Annotated in this window: 16 protein-coding genes; 7 read left to right on the top strand and 9 right to left on the bottom strand. The window is 62.6% G+C overall.

Annotated elements, in window-relative coordinates; all coding sequences use genetic code 11:
• Positions 1 to 20: 20 nt before the first annotated feature.
• Both Har1129_RS02060 and Har1129_RS02065 read right to left on the bottom strand, forming a co-directional pair.
• Positions 21 to 1,127 (bottom strand): DNA topoisomerase IV subunit A, encoded by a 1,107-nt coding sequence (locus Har1129_RS02060; protein ID WP_151099143.1) that lies wholly within the window; start codon positions 1,125 to 1,127, stop codon positions 21 to 23.
• Position 1,128: 1 nt separating this feature from the next.
• Positions 1,129 to 3,519: a DNA topoisomerase VI subunit B gene (locus Har1129_RS02065; RefSeq protein WP_151099144.1), complete on the bottom strand. Its 2,391-nt coding sequence runs from the start codon at positions 3,517 to 3,519 to the stop codon at positions 1,129 to 1,131.
• A gap of 137 nt (positions 3,520 to 3,656) precedes the next feature.
• Here Har1129_RS02065 and gyrB point away from each other — a divergent pair, with 137 nt between their 5' ends.
• From gyrB to Har1129_RS02080, 3 genes are all read left to right on the top strand, one after another.
• Positions 3,657 to 5,585, top strand: a complete 1,929-nt coding sequence (gene gyrB, locus Har1129_RS02070) for a DNA topoisomerase (ATP-hydrolyzing) subunit B (RefSeq protein ID WP_151099145.1) — start codon at positions 3,657 to 3,659, stop codon at positions 5,583 to 5,585.
• The gene (gene gyrA / locus Har1129_RS02075; protein WP_151099146.1) at positions 5,582 to 8,029 is read left to right on the top strand and encodes a DNA gyrase subunit A; all 2,448 of its coding nucleotides are present in this window, start codon (positions 5,582 to 5,584) and stop codon (positions 8,027 to 8,029) included. The genes gyrB and gyrA overlap by 4 nt, the downstream gene beginning before the upstream one ends.
• A gap of 401 nt (positions 8,030 to 8,430) precedes the next feature.
• Entirely contained in the window at positions 8,431 to 9,477 is a 1,047-nt protein-coding gene (locus Har1129_RS02080) for an FAD-binding oxidoreductase (protein ID WP_151099147.1), read from the top strand.
• Here Har1129_RS02080 and rocF read toward each other — a convergent pair whose 3' ends face one another.
• Together rocF and Har1129_RS02090 are read right to left on the bottom strand one after the other, a co-directional pair.
• A complete protein-coding gene (gene rocF / locus Har1129_RS02085) occupies positions 9,478 to 10,392 on the bottom strand; it encodes an arginase (protein WP_151099148.1) in 915 nt (304 codons plus the stop codon).
• A 54-nt stretch (positions 10,393 to 10,446) separates the two neighbouring features.
• Positions 10,447 to 11,364 (bottom strand): NAD-dependent epimerase/dehydratase family protein, encoded by a 918-nt coding sequence (locus tag Har1129_RS02090; protein ID WP_151099149.1) that lies wholly within the window; start codon positions 11,362 to 11,364, stop codon positions 10,447 to 10,449.
• A gap of 110 nt (positions 11,365 to 11,474) precedes the next feature.
• On the opposite strand from Har1129_RS02090, the gene Har1129_RS02095 reads away from it, so the two are divergent.
• Together Har1129_RS02095 and Har1129_RS02100 are read left to right on the top strand one after the other, a co-directional pair.
• Positions 11,475 to 12,008 carry an Rrf2 family transcriptional regulator gene (locus Har1129_RS02095; RefSeq protein WP_004515710.1) on the top strand — a complete coding sequence of 178 codons (534 nt, stop codon included), beginning with the start codon at positions 11,475 to 11,477 and terminating at the stop codon, positions 12,006 to 12,008.
• Positions 12,009 to 12,153: 145 nt separating this feature from the next.
• The gene (locus Har1129_RS02100; protein WP_151099150.1) at positions 12,154 to 13,323 is read left to right on the top strand and encodes an NAD(P)/FAD-dependent oxidoreductase; all 1,170 of its coding nucleotides are present in this window, start codon (positions 12,154 to 12,156) and stop codon (positions 13,321 to 13,323) included.
• Positions 13,324 to 13,573: 250 nt separating this feature from the next.
• Here Har1129_RS02100 and Har1129_RS02105 read toward each other — a convergent pair whose 3' ends face one another.
• The 5 genes from Har1129_RS02105 to Har1129_RS20370 form a co-directional block, all read right to left on the bottom strand.
• Entirely contained in the window at positions 13,574 to 14,398 is an 825-nt protein-coding gene (locus Har1129_RS02105) for a nucleoside phosphorylase (protein WP_151099151.1), read from the bottom strand.
• Positions 14,395 to 14,781, bottom strand: coding sequence for a cytidine deaminase (gene cdd / locus Har1129_RS02110; protein ID WP_004593122.1), 387 nt, complete (start codon positions 14,779 to 14,781; stop codon positions 14,395 to 14,397). The genes Har1129_RS02105 and cdd overlap by 4 nt, the downstream gene beginning before the upstream one ends.
• A 59-nt stretch (positions 14,782 to 14,840) precedes the next feature.
• Positions 14,841 to 16,208 (bottom strand): phosphopentomutase/phosphoglucosamine mutase, encoded by a 1,368-nt coding sequence (locus tag Har1129_RS02115; RefSeq protein ID WP_151099152.1) that lies wholly within the window; start codon positions 16,206 to 16,208, stop codon positions 14,841 to 14,843.
• A 134-nt stretch (positions 16,209 to 16,342) separates the two neighbouring features.
• Positions 16,343 to 17,065, bottom strand: coding sequence for an archaeal proteasome endopeptidase complex subunit beta (psmB, locus tag Har1129_RS02120; RefSeq protein ID WP_151099153.1), 723 nt, complete (start codon positions 17,063 to 17,065; stop codon positions 16,343 to 16,345).
• Between the two features lie 92 nt (positions 17,066 to 17,157).
• A complete protein-coding gene (locus tag Har1129_RS20370; protein WP_191906147.1) occupies positions 17,158 to 17,328 on the bottom strand; it encodes a hypothetical protein in 171 nt (56 codons plus the stop codon).
• 273 nt (positions 17,329 to 17,601) lie between these two features.
• On the opposite strand from Har1129_RS20370, the gene Har1129_RS02125 reads away from it, so the two are divergent.
• Both Har1129_RS02125 and Har1129_RS02130 read left to right on the top strand, forming a co-directional pair.
• Entirely contained in the window at positions 17,602 to 17,973 is a 372-nt protein-coding gene (locus Har1129_RS02125) for a DUF555 domain-containing protein (protein ID WP_004515717.1), read from the top strand.
• Between the two features lie 71 nt (positions 17,974 to 18,044).
• Positions 18,045 to 18,587, top strand: coding sequence for a CBS domain-containing protein (locus Har1129_RS02130; RefSeq protein WP_151099154.1), 543 nt, complete (start codon positions 18,045 to 18,047; stop codon positions 18,585 to 18,587).
• Positions 18,588 to 18,619: the final 32 nt, after the last annotated feature.

Genomic DNA, 18,619 nt, shown 5'->3' on the forward strand with positions numbered 1-18,619 from the left:
CGAGAGGGTGGGTCCGACGACTATAGTATGCCCATCTCGTCCAGCCGTTCGGGCAGATACGTGTCCGTCACGAAGTCAAGTCCGCGGGAGGCAAGCGCCTGCTGCTCGGCCTTCTTGTTGATGTCGAGCTGGAGTTCGATCTGTTCCTCCCAGAAATCCGTCTGGAACCGCGGGTCCTCCAGCTCGCTCTCCAGAGCGTTCACGTCAGAGTCCGACAGCGGGTCCGTCGGCAGTTCGTACTCGACGATGTCCTCCGGGCGGATGCCGATGAACTGTGCCTCGGGGGTCGCCAAGTACTCCGAGAGGTGCGCGCTCTTGATCGAACCGTAGGAGACCGACCCGAAGATGCGGTACGACCACGGGTCACCGTCAGTGAACACCGTGACCGGGAGGTCGAGTTCGTCGTGGAGGCGCTTGATGAGCCGCCGGGTCGCCCGCGCGGGCTGGCCGCCGAGATGCACGACCAGTGCGTCGTACTCGTCGTCGAAACCGTTCTCGACGAGGCGGTCGCGCATACCGCCGGTCTCGACACAGAGGACGAACTTCGCGTCGTTGTCGAGGAACTCGATGGTGTCGGGGTTGTTCGGGATCTGGTAGCCGCCCTGCCCGACGTCGTCCTGACAGTGGATCTCACGGTCGCCGCGGTTGGTCTGCTCGCGGAGGAGCAGCGGCCCCATCACCTTCGCGCCGGACTCCTCCGGGCGCATGTGGAAGTCCTCGCGTTTCACGTCGGAGACGATTTCGAGGTCCTCAATGAGGTTGTTCGACTCGTCTTGCGTGTTGAACTGGGCCTCGTCGAGGTCCCAAGACTCCGAGAGATAGTACAGTTCACGCAGGGTCGAAGAGCGGTCCTCTTCCAGTTGCTGGGAGAGGAAGTCGATGGTGTAAACGGCTTTGAGAATCTTCTCGGCTCCGGATATCGTCTTGGCCGACCGCGTGGAGTTACGGTCGCCGTACACCCAGACCTGCTCGTCCTCGTCGAAGACGATGTTCGACTTGGTCCGGGTGGGAATCGACATGGTCGGCACCTCGCCGCCGGCGAACTGGTCGTAGAAGTCCGCCGCGAGGTCGATGAGTTGCTCGCGCGCTTCCTCGGTGTCGGGTGTGTTGTCTGAATCTGTGCTCATATCAGGCGTTCACCGTGAGTTTCTCCTCTTCGACGCCGTCGACCGAGACGGTGAACTCGGCCTCGTCGGTCACGCTGTATTCCAGCACGGCGGTCTCGCCGGCCCCGACGGTCGGAGACCACTTGACGAACCACTCGCCGTCCATCTCGACGACCGTCGCGCCGTTCGTGTCCTGCGGTTCGGCAGTGACGATGTCTGTCAGTTCCACGTCCGCGTTCGTGTCGTCGTTGTTCTCGATTCGAACACGGACGGTGCCGTCCTCGACCTCTCGCTCGACGAGGACGTTGTTCATGATGCGGGCCAGCGAGTCGTCGATGTGGAGCTCGTCGTTGTCGGTGACTTCGGTGAGCTTCTCGGCCATCTCCGGCAGGATGGTCGCGAGTTTGTCCTGCTTCTCGCGGCGCTGTTGCATCGACTGGCGCTTGTTCAGGTAGCTCTTGAGCTCGCGGGCGGCCTCCCGGATGGCGAGTTCGATCTCGTCTTCCATCTCGGGGACGTTCGCGATGGCGTCCTTGGACTCGCTCGTGAAGGGGACGTTCGTCGAGGCGACGTGGACCATGATGACGGCCGGTCCCTTCGGGATGCCGGAGCCGCCGGGCTGGTCGAGGTTGTAGTTGCGCCAGCGGATCGACTTCACCACGTCCGTCGTCGCACAGGCCCCGCGCTGGTACACCAGCGGCACGCGGTTGGCGAATCGCATCACGTCGACCGTCCCTTCGGCTTCCAGTTCGCCGCCGTAGGCGATACCGGCCTCGACGATGAACGGGTCGCCGCCGTGGACCGACGCGTCCCGCGTTGACGCGGCATAGAAGTCCGCGTCGAACTCCTTGCGGAGCCCCTCCTCGACGAGTTCCGCACTGATTGGGGAGAGACAGTCTGTCGGCGGTGCGATGATGTCCGTCTCGCGCATCGCCGACAGCAACTCGCTCGCTGTGTCACGATCGTCTGCGATGTCGGAGACTTTCGGCGGTTCCTCCGGAACGCCCTCGGCAGCCGCCCAGAGTGCTTCGAGGACGTTCTCGCGGGCCGTCTCGCCGTATGTGGCGTCGTCCTGCTCCTCGGTCATGTCGGCCGCGCGGTCGATGTAGTTCCGGAGTTCGTCGCGAGTCAATCGATGCCGGCCCTCGTCGGCGAACTTGTCAGCGAGACGGCTCGCAAGTCCCTCGATTGCGGCGTCGTCCTTGCGTTTCGTCGTCACATCGTCGATGAGCGCGTAGAGGTCGGCAGTCAGTTCATCGCTGACGGCGTTCCACGCGGCCACAACGGCGTTCTCTCGAACGGTCGCGCCGAACGTCGTGTCGCCGTCGGCCTCCGCGTCCTCGGCCGCCGCATCCACAATCGCTTCGACCTCGTGGTACGCGACCCGGTCGCGGTCGTGGATAGCATCGGAGACGGCGGCGGCGAACGTCGCGGTCGTCTCGGCCCCCTTGTTCGCCACTGCGTCCTCGACGGCGGCTTCGATTTCGGCGTCCGCATTGACTTTCGGCGGCTGCCAGGCCATGCCGCGGCCGTAGTGTCGGTCGTTGAAGTTCGCGATGACGCTGTCGGCGGTCTTCCCGCCGACGCGGGTAAACTCCTCCTGCATGAACCCCGACACGGAGTAGGAGTCCGTGGCTTCGAGCATCTTCAGGAGCGTCCCCAGTTCGACGCCGTGTGGGTGGGGGCGAATTTCCTCCGTCTCATCGGGGAGTTCGGCACGCTCGGCGCGCTCGAACTTCAGGGACTCGTCCAGCCCCGGTTCGTCGAACTCGATGCGTGCGTGGGGGTTGACGACAGCGGTGTCCTGAATGTAGTCCCGCAGCGTCGACCGGGCCCGCATATTGGCCTCCATTTCCAGTTCGATGCGCGTCCCGTGAGGGCGCTCCCACGTCGTCGTCTCGTCGACGCTGATCTCTGGCTCGTTCGTGTCCGTGTCGACGATGAGTTCGAAGTACTGGGCCTCGTCTTGGCCCTTCGGTCGGGAGGTGATTTTCGCCGGCTTGCCGGAGGTGAGTTGCGAGTAGAGCACGGCCGCGGAAATCCCGATCCCCTGCTGGCCACGGTTCTGCTCTCTGGCGTGGAAGCGGGAGCCATAGAGGAGTTTTCCGAAGATTTTCGGGGCCTGTTCCTTCGTGATACCGGGGCCGTTGTCCTCGACGATTAGTTTGTAGTAGTCGCCGGACTCTTGGATTTCGACGTAGATATCGGGGAGAATACCGGCCTCTTCGCAGGCGTCGAGCGCGTTGTCGACGGCCTCCTTGACGGCCGTGACGAGCGCTCGGGCCTCCGAGTCGAAGCCCAGCATGTGCTTGTTCTTCTCGAAGAACTCGGCGATGGAGATGGCCCGCTGGGACTCGGCCAACTCCTCGGCGATCCCCTCGCCCTCGCCGAGTCGCGACTGATACGAGGTCATTGTCGTGCGGTACGTACCCGCGTCGGGCTTAAAAGGTAATCGCCACCGGAGTGAAAGTGGACGCTGCCCCGAAACCGCGGTCCCGCGCGCGTGCGGGAGCTTTATACGTCCCCCTCTATTAGGACGGGTAAGTTCCTATGTCAGGAGAGTCTGATGAGTACGGCGCAAAGTCGATCCAGACCCTCGAAGGGCTGGAAGCCGTCCAGAAGCGGCCCGCGATGTATATCGGGTCGACGGACGCTCGTGGCCTCCACCATCTCGTCTATGAGGTGGTCGACAACGCGATCGACGAGGCGCTCGCCGGCTACTGTGACAACATCGACGTAACGATTCACGACGACGGCTCCGTCTCTGTCAGCGATGACGGGCGGGGAATTCCCGTCGATACCCACGAAGAGCACGGCCGCCCGGCTGTCGAGGTCGTGATGACGATTCTCCACGCTGGTGGCAAATTCGACAACAAATCCTATCAGGTTTCCGGGGGTCTCCACGGGGTCGGTGTGAGCGTCGTCAACGCCCTCTCGAAGTGGCTCGAAGTCGAGGTCAGGCGCGACGGCGCGCTCTGGAAACAGCGCTTCGACCACGGCAAACCCGAATACGACCTGAAGAAGGTCCGCGACCTCGAACCCGACGAAGAGACGGGAACGACCGTCCGGTTCTGGCCCGACGACGAAATCTTCGAGACCGGCGAGTTCAAGTTCTCGACGCTGTCGTCTCGACTGCGGGAGCTCGCCTTCCTCAACTCCGGCGTCGCCATCTCTATCATCGACGAGCGCGACGGCGAGACGGAGACGTTCGCCTACGACGGCGGTATCCGCGAATTCGTCGAATACCTGAACGAGACCAAGGACCCGCTCCACCGCGATATCATCTACTTCGAAGACGAGGAGGAAATCGCGGAGGGGCCGGTGCAGGTCGAAATCGCCATGCAGGGGACCGACGACCTGCAGGGTTCGATCCACGCCTTCGCCAACAACATCAACACGCGCGAGGGCGGGACACATCTCACAGGATTCAAAACGTCGCTCACACGGGTCATCAACGACTACGCGACCGACAATAATCTGCTGAAAGATCTTGACGATACACTCAAAGGCGACGACATCCGCGAAGGGCTGACGGCCGTTATTTCTGTCAAACATCCTGACCCACAGTTCGAAGGGCAGACCAAGACGAAACTCGGCAACAGCGAAGTCCGCGGGATCGTCGAATCGGCGATGCATGACGGACTGGCGACCTTCTTCGAGGAGAATCCCGACACGGCCGAAGCCATCGTCGGGAAGGCCGTCGAGGCCGCGAAAGCACGGAAGGCCGCACAGAAGGCCGAGGAGCTCACCCGGCGGAAGTCGGCACTGGATTCGACGGCACTGCCCGGGAAGCTCGCGGACTGCCAGACGCGGGACCCCGAGGAAGCCGAACTGTTCATCGCCGAGGGAGACTCTGCGGGCGGCAGCGCCAAACAGGGCCGGAACCCGGAGTTTCAGGCCATCCTTCCCATCAAGGGGAAGATTCTGAACGTCGAGAAACACCGACTGGACCGGATTCTGGAGAACAACGAAATCCGGAACCTCATCACCGCGCTCGGGACCGGTATTGGCGACGAGTTCGATATCGAGGACCTGCGATACGAGAAGATCATCCTGATGACGGATGCGGACGTCGACGGGGCGCACATCCGGACGCTCCTGTTGACGCTGTTCTACCGGCATATGAAGCCGTTGCTGGAGGCCGGCTACGTCTACGCCTCCCAGCCGCCGCTGTACCGGATTCGCTACCGCGGGAACACTTACGACGCGATGACGGACGCAGAACGCGACAAGATCATCGAGGAGAAATGTGACGGGAACCCGACTCAGGTCCAGCGGTTCAAGGGCCTCGGTGAGATGAACCCCGAACAGCTCTGGGAGACGACGATGAACCCCGACAATCGGATTCTCAAGCAGATCACCATCGAGGACGCCGCGGCCGCGGACAAGATGTTCAACGTCCTGATGGGTGACGCCGTCGAACCGCGCAAGGAGTTCATCAAGGAGCACTCGCCTGAAGCGGAGTGGGTCGATATATGAGTTCTGACGCAAACGACGCGAACGCACCGGCAGAGCAGATCAAGCACGTCCGCATCGAGGACGAGATGGAGCAGTCCTACATCGACTACGCGATGTCGGTCATCGCGGGGCGGGCGCTCCCTGACGTTCGGGACGGTCTCAAGCCCGTCCATCGACGCATCCTCTATGCGATGCACGAGATGGGCGTCTCCTCGAACTCCGCCCACCGGAAGTCCTCCTCGATTATCGGGGAGACGATGGGTGACTACCACCCACACGGTGACTCGGCCATCTACGACACGCTCGTCCGGATGGCACAGGACTTCTCGATGCGCTACCCGCTCGTCGACGGTCAGGGGAACTTCGGCTCGATGGACGGCGACCCGGCCGCAGCCATGCGGTACACGGAGGCTCGGATGGCCCCCATCGCCGAGGAACTGCTCGAAGACATCGAGAAAGACACCGTCGACTTCTCCAGCAATTACGACGACCGCCTGCAGGAACCCGACGTGCTGCCGTCGAAAGTCCCGAACCTCCTGCTGAACGGGTCTTCGGGCATCGCTGTCGGTATGTCGACCAACATCCCGCCGCACAATCTCGGCGAGCTGGTCGACGCGACGGTCCATCTGCTCGAAAACCCCGACTGTACGGTCGAGGACCTGATGGAGCACATCAAGGGGCCGGATTTCCCGACCGGGGGCAACATCGTCGGCCGCGACGCCATCTACTCGGCGTACGCGACCGGCCGCGGCCGCTTGCGGGTCCGTGCTGAATACGAGGTCGACCCGGAGGAGGGCCGCATCGTCATCAGCGAACTCCCCTATCAGGAGAACAAGGCCCGCGTCGTCGAGCGCATCGCCGACGACGTGAACGAGGGGAAAATCGAGGGCATCTCGGACCTGCGTGACGAGTCCGACCGCAACGGCGTCCGCATCGTCATCGAACTCAAGCGCGGCGCGAACGTCGACGTGGTCGAGAACCGCCTGCTCGACCATCACCTAGAATCCACCTTCGGCGTTATCAATCTCGCGCTCGTCGACGGCCAGCCGGAGGTACTCTCGCTGAAAGAGAGCCTCCAGCACTACATCGACCATCGCCGCGAGGTCGTCCGCCGACGCTCCGAGTACGACCTCGCCGAGGCTGAGGACCGCGCCCATATCCTCGAAGGCCGACTGAAGGCCCTCGAAAACGTCGAGGACGTTGTCGACCTCATTCAAAACAGCGAGGACCGCGACGCCGCCCGGGCCGGCCTGCAGGAGTCCTTCGAGTTCTCAGAGGAGCAGGCCGCCCACATCGTCCGGATGCAACTCGGCTCGCTCACCTCGATGGAAGCGGCCGAAATCAAAGACGAGTACGCGGACGTACAGGACACCATCGAGTACCTCCAGTCCGTCCTCAACAGCCGCGAGAAACTCGATAGCGTCATCGCCGACGAACTCCAAGAGGTCAAAGACGAGTACGACGACGACCGCCGGACGAGTATCATCGAGGACGAGGGACAGGTCACCCACGAGGATCTCATCCCAGAGGAAGACTGCGTTGTCGTCATCACCGAGGACGACTACATCAAGCGGATGCCGGTCGAGAACTTCGACCCGCAGAACCGCGGCGGTAAGGGCATCATCGGTGCCGACCCCAAGGAGAACGACCGCGTCTCGAAGGTCTTCCGTGCCAATAGCCACGACTACCTGCTCTGTTTCACCAATCAAGGACAGGTCTACCGCCTCAAGACCTACGAGATTCCGGAGATGTCCCGCACTGCCCGGGGCAAGTCCGCGATCAACCTCATCGATCTGGACGACGGCGAGGAGCTGACCGCCGTCGTCTCGACCGACGAGTTCGGAGACGACGAGTGTATCACGATGGTGACCCGGAACGGCTACGTCAAGCGGACCTGCTGTTCTGAGTTCGAGAACATCCTCTCGACGGGCATCATCGCCGCCAAGCTCGAAGACGGCGACGAACTCATCGACGTGGACGTCACCGACGGCACCGGCGACCTCGTCATCGCCACGGAGGCGGGGATGACCATCCGTTTCAGCGAGAGCGAAGTCAGCGAGATGGGCCGGTCCGCCCGCGGTGTCAACGGCATCAAACTGCAGGGCGACGACAAGGTCGCGGCGATGGTCGCCACCGATGACGATGACTCGCGGTCGCTGCTGACCGTCACCGAACACGGCTTCGGGAAGCGGACAAAACTCGACGAGTACCGCACGCAGTCCCGCTACGGCAAGGGCCTCATCGACATCAAGACAGACGACCGGAACGGCCGCGTGTCGACTGCCAAGGCCGTCACCGACGAGGACCATCTTGTCATCATGTCCGGGCAGGGCCAGATTATGCGCATCCGCGCCGGTGATGTGTCACAGGTCGGTCGGAACACGAAGGGTGTGACGATTATGGGTCTGGAAGACGACGACCGTGTGGCGAGCGTGACGGTCGTGCCAGCAGATAACAGCGAATAGACGGACGACGCGGCGTCAGACCAATAGTAGCTGGCGTACCGCGCCGAAGGCGCGGTTTCACGCGAATCGTGGAGCGATTCGCGCTTTTTCGCCACCGAAAGACGAGCAACGCGAGTCTTTCGAGCCTTGCTTCACTTTGTTCAGCAAGACCACGTTTTGCCGCGATTGGCGGCCACAGGCCACATGAGCGGCAAAACGTAATGTGGGTGACTATTATTGGCCTGAAAGAAAGGCGTGTAGCCAGCGGCTGACCGTATCAGCGGATGCCGGCAAGTAACCGCGAGCGAAGCGAGCGGTCTTTTTCGCCCACGTTTTTCAAGGAGCGGTTCGCGCGCAGCGCGAACCCGAGCGCGAAAAAGGTGGTGGGGCAAACATACAGGTGTTGGTGACGTAGCCCGTCCATGGACCTGCCTCGGCATCTCTCACAGCACGACCGGGCGGCACAGTTGCCGCTAGTCACAGAGGACGCGCAGGTGACGCTCGTCGAACCGATGGACCGCAACCGCAACGACGAGGTGTTGTCGGCGGTCCGCGACCAGATTGCATCCGTCGGGGACCAGTCGTGGGTGGCGGCTGCCCGGAACGGGTCGACAATCCGGTGGCCGGCGTTGCTTGACCGCGTTCGTGACGCGGGGGCGTCGAAGCAACGACTCGCGCGAATCGAGACGCTGGCCGAACGCTTCGACCGCCCCTATCCATCGCTGCTGCGACTGCGTGTCAAACCCGACGTGGACCTCGATTTCGCCCCCGGACAGTACGTCACGCTCAGACTCCGGGACACGCCGCGAGCGTACTCGCTGGCCAACTCTCCAAGCGAGGACGAACTGGAGTTTTGCATCCGGCTGGTCCCCGGTGGAAAACTCACCAGCGGGCTGTTCGAACGCGTCCGTGCCGGCGAGAAGGTCGTCGTTCGCGGGCCGAACGGCGACATGGTACTGGACCCTCCCTCGAACCGAGACATGGTCTTTCTGGCAACCGGGACCGGCGTCGCGCCGTTCAAGAGCATGATCGACTACACGCTCGAACAGGGGCGGGACGTGGTCGATGGCCAGCCCCGTGACATCTGGCTGTTTCTCGGCTGTGGCTGGGAGGACGACCTGCCACACCGGGCGCACTTCCGGCGACTCGACGCCCAGTACGACCACTTCCACTTCGTCCCGACGCTCACGCGCGAACCACTGCTGACCGACTGGGACGGCGCGACCGACTACGTCCAGTCGGTGTTTGTCAACCACGTAGAAAGCGACGCGCTAGCCAGTGCAGACCTGCCGGAGCGGTTCGACGCCGTTCGGGAGCGGCGTCCACAGTCCGGCGTCGACGCCCGTATCGACCCGACGAACGTCGAACTGTACGCGTGTGGCATCAGCGCGATGGTGTCGACGCTGGTCCGGGCCGCCCGAAGCGTCGGCGTTCCCGACTCCGAGATGCAGTACGAGGGGTTCGGATAGCTACAGCACGCGCTTGCCGAAAGCGCTGGCGACGAGTTCACAGGCCAACTCGGCGGTGCGGTTGTGTTCGTCGAGAATCGGGTTCACCTCGACCAGTTCCATCGAGCGCAACTGGTCGTGATGGTCGGCGACGTACTCCATCGCGATGTGGGCCTCGCGGTAGGAGACGCCACCGCGGACTGGCGTCCCGACGCCGGGAGCCTCCGTCGGGTCGAGCCAGTCGAGGTCAAGCGAGACGTGTATGCCATCCGTCCCGTCCGTCGCAATCTCTAGAGCCTCATCGACGATTTCAGGCGCGCTCCGGGCGTCGATATCCGACATCGTGTACGCCGTGATATCGCTCTCTTCTATCAGCCGGCGTTCTTCGTCGTCCACGTCCCGTAGGCCGACGATAACGACGTTTTCCTCGCTCACTGCCGGCGTGTGCGCCCATTCGTGGTCGGCGAACGGGCCCAGCCCGAGAACGGCCGCCAGCGACATCCCGTGGATGTTCCCGCTCGGCGTCGTCTCCGGTGTGTTGAAATCGCCGTGGGCGTCGAACCAGATGACGCCCAGTTCCTCGTCGTCGCTGGCCGCGCCGGCGATGGTTCCGATGCCGATGGAGTGGTCGCCGCCCAGGACGAGCGGAAAGCGCCCTTCTCGGAGGGTCGCATCGACCGCCGTCGTCACGTCCTCACAGACTTCCTTCGTCTCTCTGAAGAACTTCGCACGACCGCTCTTCAGGCCGCCGGCGTCGGGGTCGCGTTCCTCGGGCCGTGGGACGGCGATGTCGCCGCCGTCGACGCAGTCGATACCGATACCTGCCAACTGGTCAGCGAGACCGCCATACCGTATCGCCGACGGTCCCATGTCGACGCCGCGCCGGTCGGCACCGAGGTCCATCGGAACGCCGAGGACGCGAACCTGTTGTTCCATACCGTCGCCTCCACGGGCGACGGATAAAGACCCAGCGCTGGGTCGGCGATAGCCCTACGTATACGGCGCACAGACCAGTTCGATGCCCTCTTCGAAGCTGGTTTCCGGTTCCCAGCCAGTCGCCTCGTGCATCTTCGAGAAGTCTGCGCAGGTATCGTGGACGTACACGTCCTCAGGAATCGGGTTCTCGACGTACTCCGGTTCGATGTCCGTTCCCAGTTCGTCGTTCAGCATCTCGACGACAGTGTTGAAGTCGTAGGCCTCGCCGGTGCCGAGGTTGTACACGTCGTTCAGTTCGTGTTCAGCGGCTAAGACGAGCCCGCGGACGATGTCGTCGACATGTGTGAAATCGCGGGTCTGCTCGCCGTCGCCGTACAGCTTCGGCGCGTCGCCGCTGGCCAAGTCGTCGGCGAACTGGGCGATAACGTTCGCGTACTCGCCTTTGTGTTCCTCCGCGCCGCCGTAGCCCTGATACACCGAGAAAAAGCGCATCCCGGCCAGCGTGAGGTCGTAGTGGTTCTGGAAGTATTCCGCGTACGTCTCCCGAGCCATCTTCGAGGCCTCGTAGCCGGTGTTGACCGTCACGTCCATGTCCTCCGGCGACGGGTCCGTTCGGCTGCCGTAGATGGAGGAGGTCGAGGCGTAGACGATGGTGTCACAGCCGTCGTCTCGGGCCTGCTCGACCGTGTTGACGAACCCTTCGACGTTCACGCGAGCGCCGTGCGTCGGGTTGTCCTCGTGCATCGCGTATGAGGAAAGCGCGGCGAGGTGAAACACCACGTCAACGTCCGTCGGCAGGTCCTCGTCGAGGACGCTCTGCTCGACGTACTCTACCTCTTCTGATACGTTCTTCGGCGTCCCGAGGTAGCCGTCGTCCAGAGCGATGACATCGTTGTTCTCGGCCAGTTTGTTCGCGAGGTTTGCCCCAATGAACCCCCCACCACCGGTCACCAGAATACGCTGACTTTCCATATCTGTGTCAGGTCAGCGCTGGAATAAAGTACTAACGTTTTCGGCGATTCTAAGACGGTTCCAGACGGTTTACCGTCGCATTTAAGGACGGCTGTACCGAACAACAGATTATGTCATCTATCGAACTGACACCCAGTCAAAAGAACATTCTGCAGGAACTGGTAAATCTCTATCGGGAAAGTGAAAGCGCTGTCAAAGGCGAAGACATCGCCGAGAAAGTCGACCGGAACCCCGGGACGATTCGAAACCAGATGCAGAGCCTCAAAGCCCTGCAGCTTGTCGAGGGTGTCCCCGGCCCAAAAGGTGGGTACAAGCCTACCGCTAACGCCTACGACGCGCTCCAGATTCAGGACATGGATCAGGCTGCAGAGGTCCCGCTACGCCACAACGGCGAGCTTGTCGAACATTCGAACGTCGAGGAGATCGACCTGACCAGCGTCCACCACCCCGAAGAGTGTCGCGCAGAGATTCAGCTGCAGGGCACGATGTCCGAATTCCACGAGGGCGACTCGGTGACGGTCGGGCCGACACCGCTGTCGAAGCTCCAGATTATCGGGACTCTCGAAGGAAAGGACGACACCAACAACAAACTCATCCTCGCTATCGACGATATGCGGGCACCGGCGGGCGAACCGGAACACTAGTACGTCTCACTGGTCTTTTGGATTGTTTTTCTGCGGTCACCGGGGCCGCATCGTACCGTTCTTACCACGAGTATCGCTGGAGAATCGTTCTCCCACTGAGAGGGATTTCAAAGGGTTTGTATCAGTCGGTTGCGGAGTCTCCGGTATGACAGAGAACGTGGTCGTACTCGGGTCGGGGTATGCTGGTGCGGGGGCAATCAAGAGTTTAGAGGACGAGCTAAACGGTGAGACGGATGTGGATGTAACGTGGGTTTCCGAGACGGACTATCATCTGGTCTTACACGAGTCCCACCGATGTATTCGGGACCCGAGCGTGCAGGAGAACATCGCCATTCCCGTTCACGAGATCAAACAGCCCTCGACTGCTTTCGTGCAGGACGAGGTCGTCGGTATCGATACTGACGCTCAGGAAGTGGAACTGGCTGACTCCGACACTGTCGAGTACGACTACCTGCTCGTGGGGCTGGGCTCGCAGACGGCCTTCTTCGGCATCGATGGGCTCGAAGAGCACGCCCTGACGCTGAAGAGCCTCGACGACGCGCTGGAGATCCACGACAATATTCAGCAGGCCGCTCGTGAGGCCTCCACGAACGACCCCGCGCAGGTCGTCATCGGCGGCGCTGGCCTCTCAGGCATCCAGACCGCGGGTGAGGTCGCCGAGTTCCGCGACGAACACAACGCGCCTATCGACATCCATCTCGTCGAAGGCCTCGATCAGGTCCTGCCAAACAGCGACCCCGAGCTTCAGGGTGCCCTGCGCAAGCGTCTGGAAGCAGCCGACGTGAACATCAAATGCGGCGAGTTCATCGGCGAGGTCGACGAGGAAACAGTCTACATCGGCGACGAGGACGAACTGGACTACGACGTACTGGTCTGGACCGGCGGTATCACCGGCCGGGATTGTATGCACGAGGTCGACCTCGACAAGGACGAACGCAACCACCGCGTCCACGCCGAAGGGAACTTCCAGACCGACGACGAGCGCGTCTTCGCCATCGGCGACTCGGCGCTAATCGACCAGCCGGGCGACCAACCCGCCCCGCCGACGGCCCAAGCCGCTTGGCAAGCCGCCGAGGTGGCCGGCGAGAACCTCGCCCGTGCGGTGCGCGGGCAGCCGCTCAAAACATGGACCCACAAGGACAAGGGAACCGTCGTCTCCGTCGGAGAGAAAGCCGTCGCCCACGACGTCGTGAACGTCCCCATCGAGACGTTCGGTGGGATGCCCGCGAAACTGCTGAAAAAGGCGATTGCCGCCCGCTGGATCAACGACGTGACCGGTGTCGGCCGGGCCGCCAAGGCTTGGCCCGACATGTAGCGAGGCCCTTTTTACTTCGTCGCCTTTCCTCGCGCGCTCGTAGAGCGTGTTGCGGGCACCACTCTCTGCTCACGGGCGCGGAGCGCCCGTTCGCACGGCCAGCGGGACCTTCGGTCCCGCTCGGCTCGCAAAAATCTACGCTAAAAACGACCGTCTCGCTCCCGCTGGTCGCGAGACGTGAAACCGCGCTCGTTCCACTCGCGCGGTATGCTGCTGCCTCCGCAACTCACAGCTATACCGGGAGAGAGTCCTAGCGGTCGATAGACAGGCCGGCGTGCCACCCGTCGGCGTCGGCTTCCTCGACGGCCGCGTCCATCTCGGCCAGATACGACACGGCGAGGCTGGCGCACTTGGCCGCCTTGCGCTCCCCTTCGGTGCGGAACTCGCCGGTGACGCGGTTAGCGTACACTGTACAGACAGCGCCGGCCCGCAGGCCGTACAGGTTCGCGAGCGTGAGAATCGTCGCGGCCTCCATCTCGAAGTTGAGGACGCCGGCCTCTTTGAGCGCCGCGATACGTTCGTCGCTGCCGCTGGCCTCGAAGTCCTCGAATCCCGGGCGGGACTGTCCGGCGTAGAAACTGTCCGTCGAGCAGGTGACCCCGAGGTGGTAGTCGTAACCGAGTTCTTCGGCGGCGGCGACGAGTGCCGAAACGATCCGGTGGTCGGCGCTGGCGGGATAGTCCTCGCGGACGTACTCTTTGCTGGTCCCCTCCTGTCGCACTGCACCGGTTGTGATAACGAGGTCGCCGATGCTGGCTTCCTCCTGAATTGCGCCACAGGAGCCGACGCGGATGAACGAGTCAGCGCCGACGCGGGCCAGTTCTTCGAGGGCGATAGCGGCCGATGGCCCGCCAATACCGGTCGAGGTGACGGAAATCGGCGTGCCGTCGTGGGTGCCCGTCGCCGTACGGTACTCGCGGTGTTCGGCGACGATGTCGTGGTCGTCCCAGTAGTCGACGACCTTCTCGACGCGCTCGGGGTTGCCCGGCAGCAGGACGCTGTCGGCCACGTCGTCCTCGCTCACTTCCAGATGGTACTGTACGTCGTCGTTCGGGTCTTCACTATCGCTTGTCATTTGTCGAGATGATCGCTGGTGATTGTCGTTGGCAGGAGCTCCCCGAGCTCGTACACCGTCGGCTCGTCACCGTCAGTGATGATCTCGAACGACTCGTCACAGAACTCACTGAACGTCTGGCGGCACATCCCACAGGGGGTGACGCCGTCGCGCTTACCCGAGGTGACGGCGACGCGCTCGAACGACTGATGCCCGTCGCTGACGGCTGCGCCGATAGCCACTTCTTCGGCGTGCAAGCTGTTGCTGTAGTTGGCGTTCTCGATGTTACAGCCGGTGTAGACGCTGCCGTCGCTCGTTTCGAGCGCTGCACCGACGGTGTACTCCGAGTACGGTGCGTACGCCTCGTCGATGGCGTCTCTCGCTGCGTCGAGGAGGTCCTCCATGCACTGGGCCTCGAAGGGCCGTGTAGAAATTCTATCGGTCTCGGTAGCGGCCGGAGGTGTCAGGCGTCGGCAGTACTGACGGCCTCGACTGCGTCGCGGACCGCCTGTGTGGTGTCCGCGACCAGCGCGTCGATGTCGTCGCTTTCGGCGTACACCCGGACGTACGGTTCGGTACCGCTTGGTCGGACGAGCGTCCACGACCCGTCGTCGAAGGAGAGTCGGACGCCGTACTCAGTCGAGACATCGGCCTCAGAGAACACGTCCGGCAGGCTGGATTCGAGTCGGGCCATCGTCTCGGCTTTGGCGTCGTCGGGACACTCGACGCTCACCTTCTCATAGGGCCGCTCGGAAATGACGGCCCGCCTATCGGCGACACTCTCCTCGGCAAACAGACGTGTCAGCACGGCTGCGCTGGCCACACCGTCGATCCAGCCGCCGAAGGCGGTGTGGATGTGCTTCCACGGTTCCGCGGCGAAGACGACCTCGGTTTCGTCAGTTGCGTCCGCGCGGACGTTGGCGATGCCCACGTGGAGCGAACCGAGGTGGATGCGCTCGACACGGCCGCCGGCGGCCTCGACACGCTCGTCGATGCGGCCGGAGGCGTTGGGCGTCGTCACGACCACCGGGTCCGAGATGTCCGCGGCGCGTGTGTAATGTTCGGCCAGCATCGCGAGTATCGTGTCCTCGTGAATGACATCACCGTCGGCATCCACGACGACGATACGGTCGGCGTCGCCGTCGTGGCCGAACCCGAAGTCGGCGTCGGACTCGGCGACGAACTCACGGAAATCGGCCAGTGTCTCCGGCGTTGGCTTGCTCTCGCGGCCGGGGAAGGTCCCATCGACGTTCGCCTCCGTCGCGAGTACGTCGGCACCCAGTTCCCGGAGGACCTGTGGCGTCGCCACACTGGCCATCCCGTTCCCGCAGTCGACGGCGACTGTCAATTCCGACGGGTCGCTGCCGAGTGACTCAGCGTAGTCGGCGACAGCGCTTCGATACTCGTCGAGATAGGCCACCGATTCCGTGTCGCCCCAGTCGCGCCAAGCAGTCGGCGTGGAACCGTCCTCGATTCGCCCTTCGATGCGCGTCTCATCGTCGTCGCCGTACTCGGTCCCATCGGCGAACAGTTTGATTCCGTTGTCCGTCGGCGGATTGTGGCTCGCGGTAATCATCACGCCGTGTCGGCCCTGCGAGGCGTACGCCAGCGCTGGCGTCGGAACGCGGCCGATTCTGACGACGCGCGCGCCGGCGCTTTGCAGTCCCGCGGCCATCGCATCAGCGAGCGCTGGTGAGGTCACACGACCGTCGTACCCCAGCACGAACGTCTCGCCGTCCTGCCCAGTAGCCTGCCCGACTCGCAGTGCAAGGTCCGGCGTCACCTTCGATACAACATCACCGCGGATTCCCGCGGTCCCGAACAGTTCCATACCGGCGATGCGGAAGCCGACCGTATAATTCTCTCGTTCGCACGTCAGTTCAGGGTCGCCGTGCGGACGGCTGGACGAGACCGAGGACTGCTGTCGGATACAAACGGAGCAAAAGAGACCGTGCAGTGCCCGGATTACAGCAGTTCGTCGAAGTCGTAGCCGTTGATGTCGACGCCGTCGGCGGTGACATCGGCGAGGTAGATGCCGTTGCCGGACCCGGTGTCACGCTCGGCGGCGGCGTTGATCGAGGCGGCAGCCACTTCCTTTGCCTCCTCGTTTGTCATGTCTTCCTCGTAGCGGTCTTCGAGGGTCCCGTACGCGACGGTGAGCCCGGAACCGGTAACGGTGTAGTCGTCTTTCATGACGCCGCCGGCCGGGTCGATAGAGTAGACGTGGTGACCGTCGTCGTCGACGCCGCCGAGGATGGGGTTGATAGCGAAGAAGGGGCCACCGCGTGCGAAGTTGCCCGCGAGCGTCGAGAGGGCCTTCATACTGATGTCCTCACCGCGTCGCGCTTCGTAGAGGTTGACCTCCGCGCGAAGCGTCCGAATGAACGACTGTGCGCCGCCGACACTACCGACGAGGGTCAGCGCCGCCGTGGGGTGGATCTGCTCGACTTTCTGGACGTTCTTGTTCGAGACGAAGCGACCGCCAAGCGAGGCGCGCATATCCGTCGCGATGACGACCCCTTCGGACGTGCTGATACCGATGGTGGTCGTCCCCGTCTTGTTCACCTTCTCCGAATCCTGTGCGGACTGTTCGGGGAGCTCGCCGACTTCGGGCGCGTACGGGTCGCTCTGGAACTCGTCAGCGGCTTGGGGTCCAGAAAGGTCCGGCCCCGGAGTCATATCTCGCATTACTGTCTGATACTAGTCGGGCGCTGATAAAACCTCTTTTTGTGGTGAGCCTGACCGCCACCATCCGGTCAGGGGTCTATTGACTGCCTGCCTTACGCACTCGCCTGATCGTAAGCCTCGTTGAGCCCCGACACGGCCCGGTCCATCGGCAGTCTGAGTCCGAGCCGCTCCGTGAGCATCGCCACCGGCAGCAGCATGATGCCCAGCAGCAGGGTGAGTTGGTACAGTGCGAACAGCGTTGCGGTATACAGTCGAGCTACCATCTTCCTCGGTCCATCCAGAGTGGCTCTGGTATATAAATCTTGTCGCCGAATCTCAGACAAAGAGTATTGATCGTGACGGACAATGGGGCCGCTGTCTTGCGGTTTGCTGAGATGGCTGAGAGAACAGACGAATACCCGAACGGTTCCGCGATCAGACATAATAGGGGTGTGAGTCAGGTGGCTGGTTCGCATAAGTTATAGAGATAGTAATGGTGACGTGCGCAACAGACGCGAATCAAAACTATCGAATAGTCGGGCCACGAGAGCTAGTGTATGAACTACCTCGTGGCGATGGAAGCAGCCTGGCTGGTTCGTGACGTAGACGACATCGACGACGCTATCGGTGTAGCAGTGAGCGAAGCAGGGAAGCGCCTCAACGAGGCCGAGATGGACTACGTCGAGGTCGAGGTCGGCGCGACCGGCTGTCCGGCCTGTGGCGAACCGTTCGACTCGGCGTTTATTGCGGCCGATACGGCGCTCGTCGGTCTGGTGCTTGAGATGGACGTGTTCAACGCCGAATCCCCCGAGCACGCCCAGCGGATCGCCAAGAGCGAGATCGGCGGCGCACTCCGGGACGTTCCGCTGAAAGTCGTCGAGGTGTTCGAGACCGAAGCCGACGAGGACGAAGCCGAAGCCGAGGCATAACCGGCGTTTTGCTTGATTCGCCCGCCGGAGCAGCCGTGGGCTTTTTATATTACCTCTGGTAATTAGCGGATATGGACTTACCGACGCCGCAGGATCTTCGGGAGCGCCGCAACGAACTCGGCTTGACCCAGAGTGAACTGGCGGAGCGGGCAGATGTCTCTCAGCCCCTTATCGCTCGTATCGAAGGTGGCGACGTGGACCCACGGCTGTCGACGCTCCGCCGAATCGTGACCGCCCTCGAAGAAGCCGAAGGTGGCATCATCAAGGCCCGCGATCTGATGAATTCGCCCGTTGTTGGCGTCGCACCTGACGACTCTGTCCACCAGACGAAGGACCTGATGGACGAGAAGGGGTACTCGCAGGTCCCCGTCATCCGGGACGGGGCACCACAAGGACTTATCGGCAACTCTGATATCCGTCAGCGCTCCGAAGAGAATGTCGGCGAACTCCCCGTTGCCGAGGTGATGAACGAATCGATTGCGACCGTCGAGCCCGACGCCCCCATCGACGAAGTCGATGCGTATCTGAACCACAATGCTGCCGTAATGGTTGTCGAAGACGGGGAAACTATCGGTGTCATAACGGAAGCGGATATCGCGCGTACGGTCAGCTAACTCTAATTCTCAGAAACGCGAACAGCGATAGC

Source organism: Haloarcula sp. CBA1129 (assembly GCF_008729015.1).
Lineage (GTDB): Archaea > Halobacteriota > Halobacteria > Halobacteriales > Haloarculaceae > Haloarcula.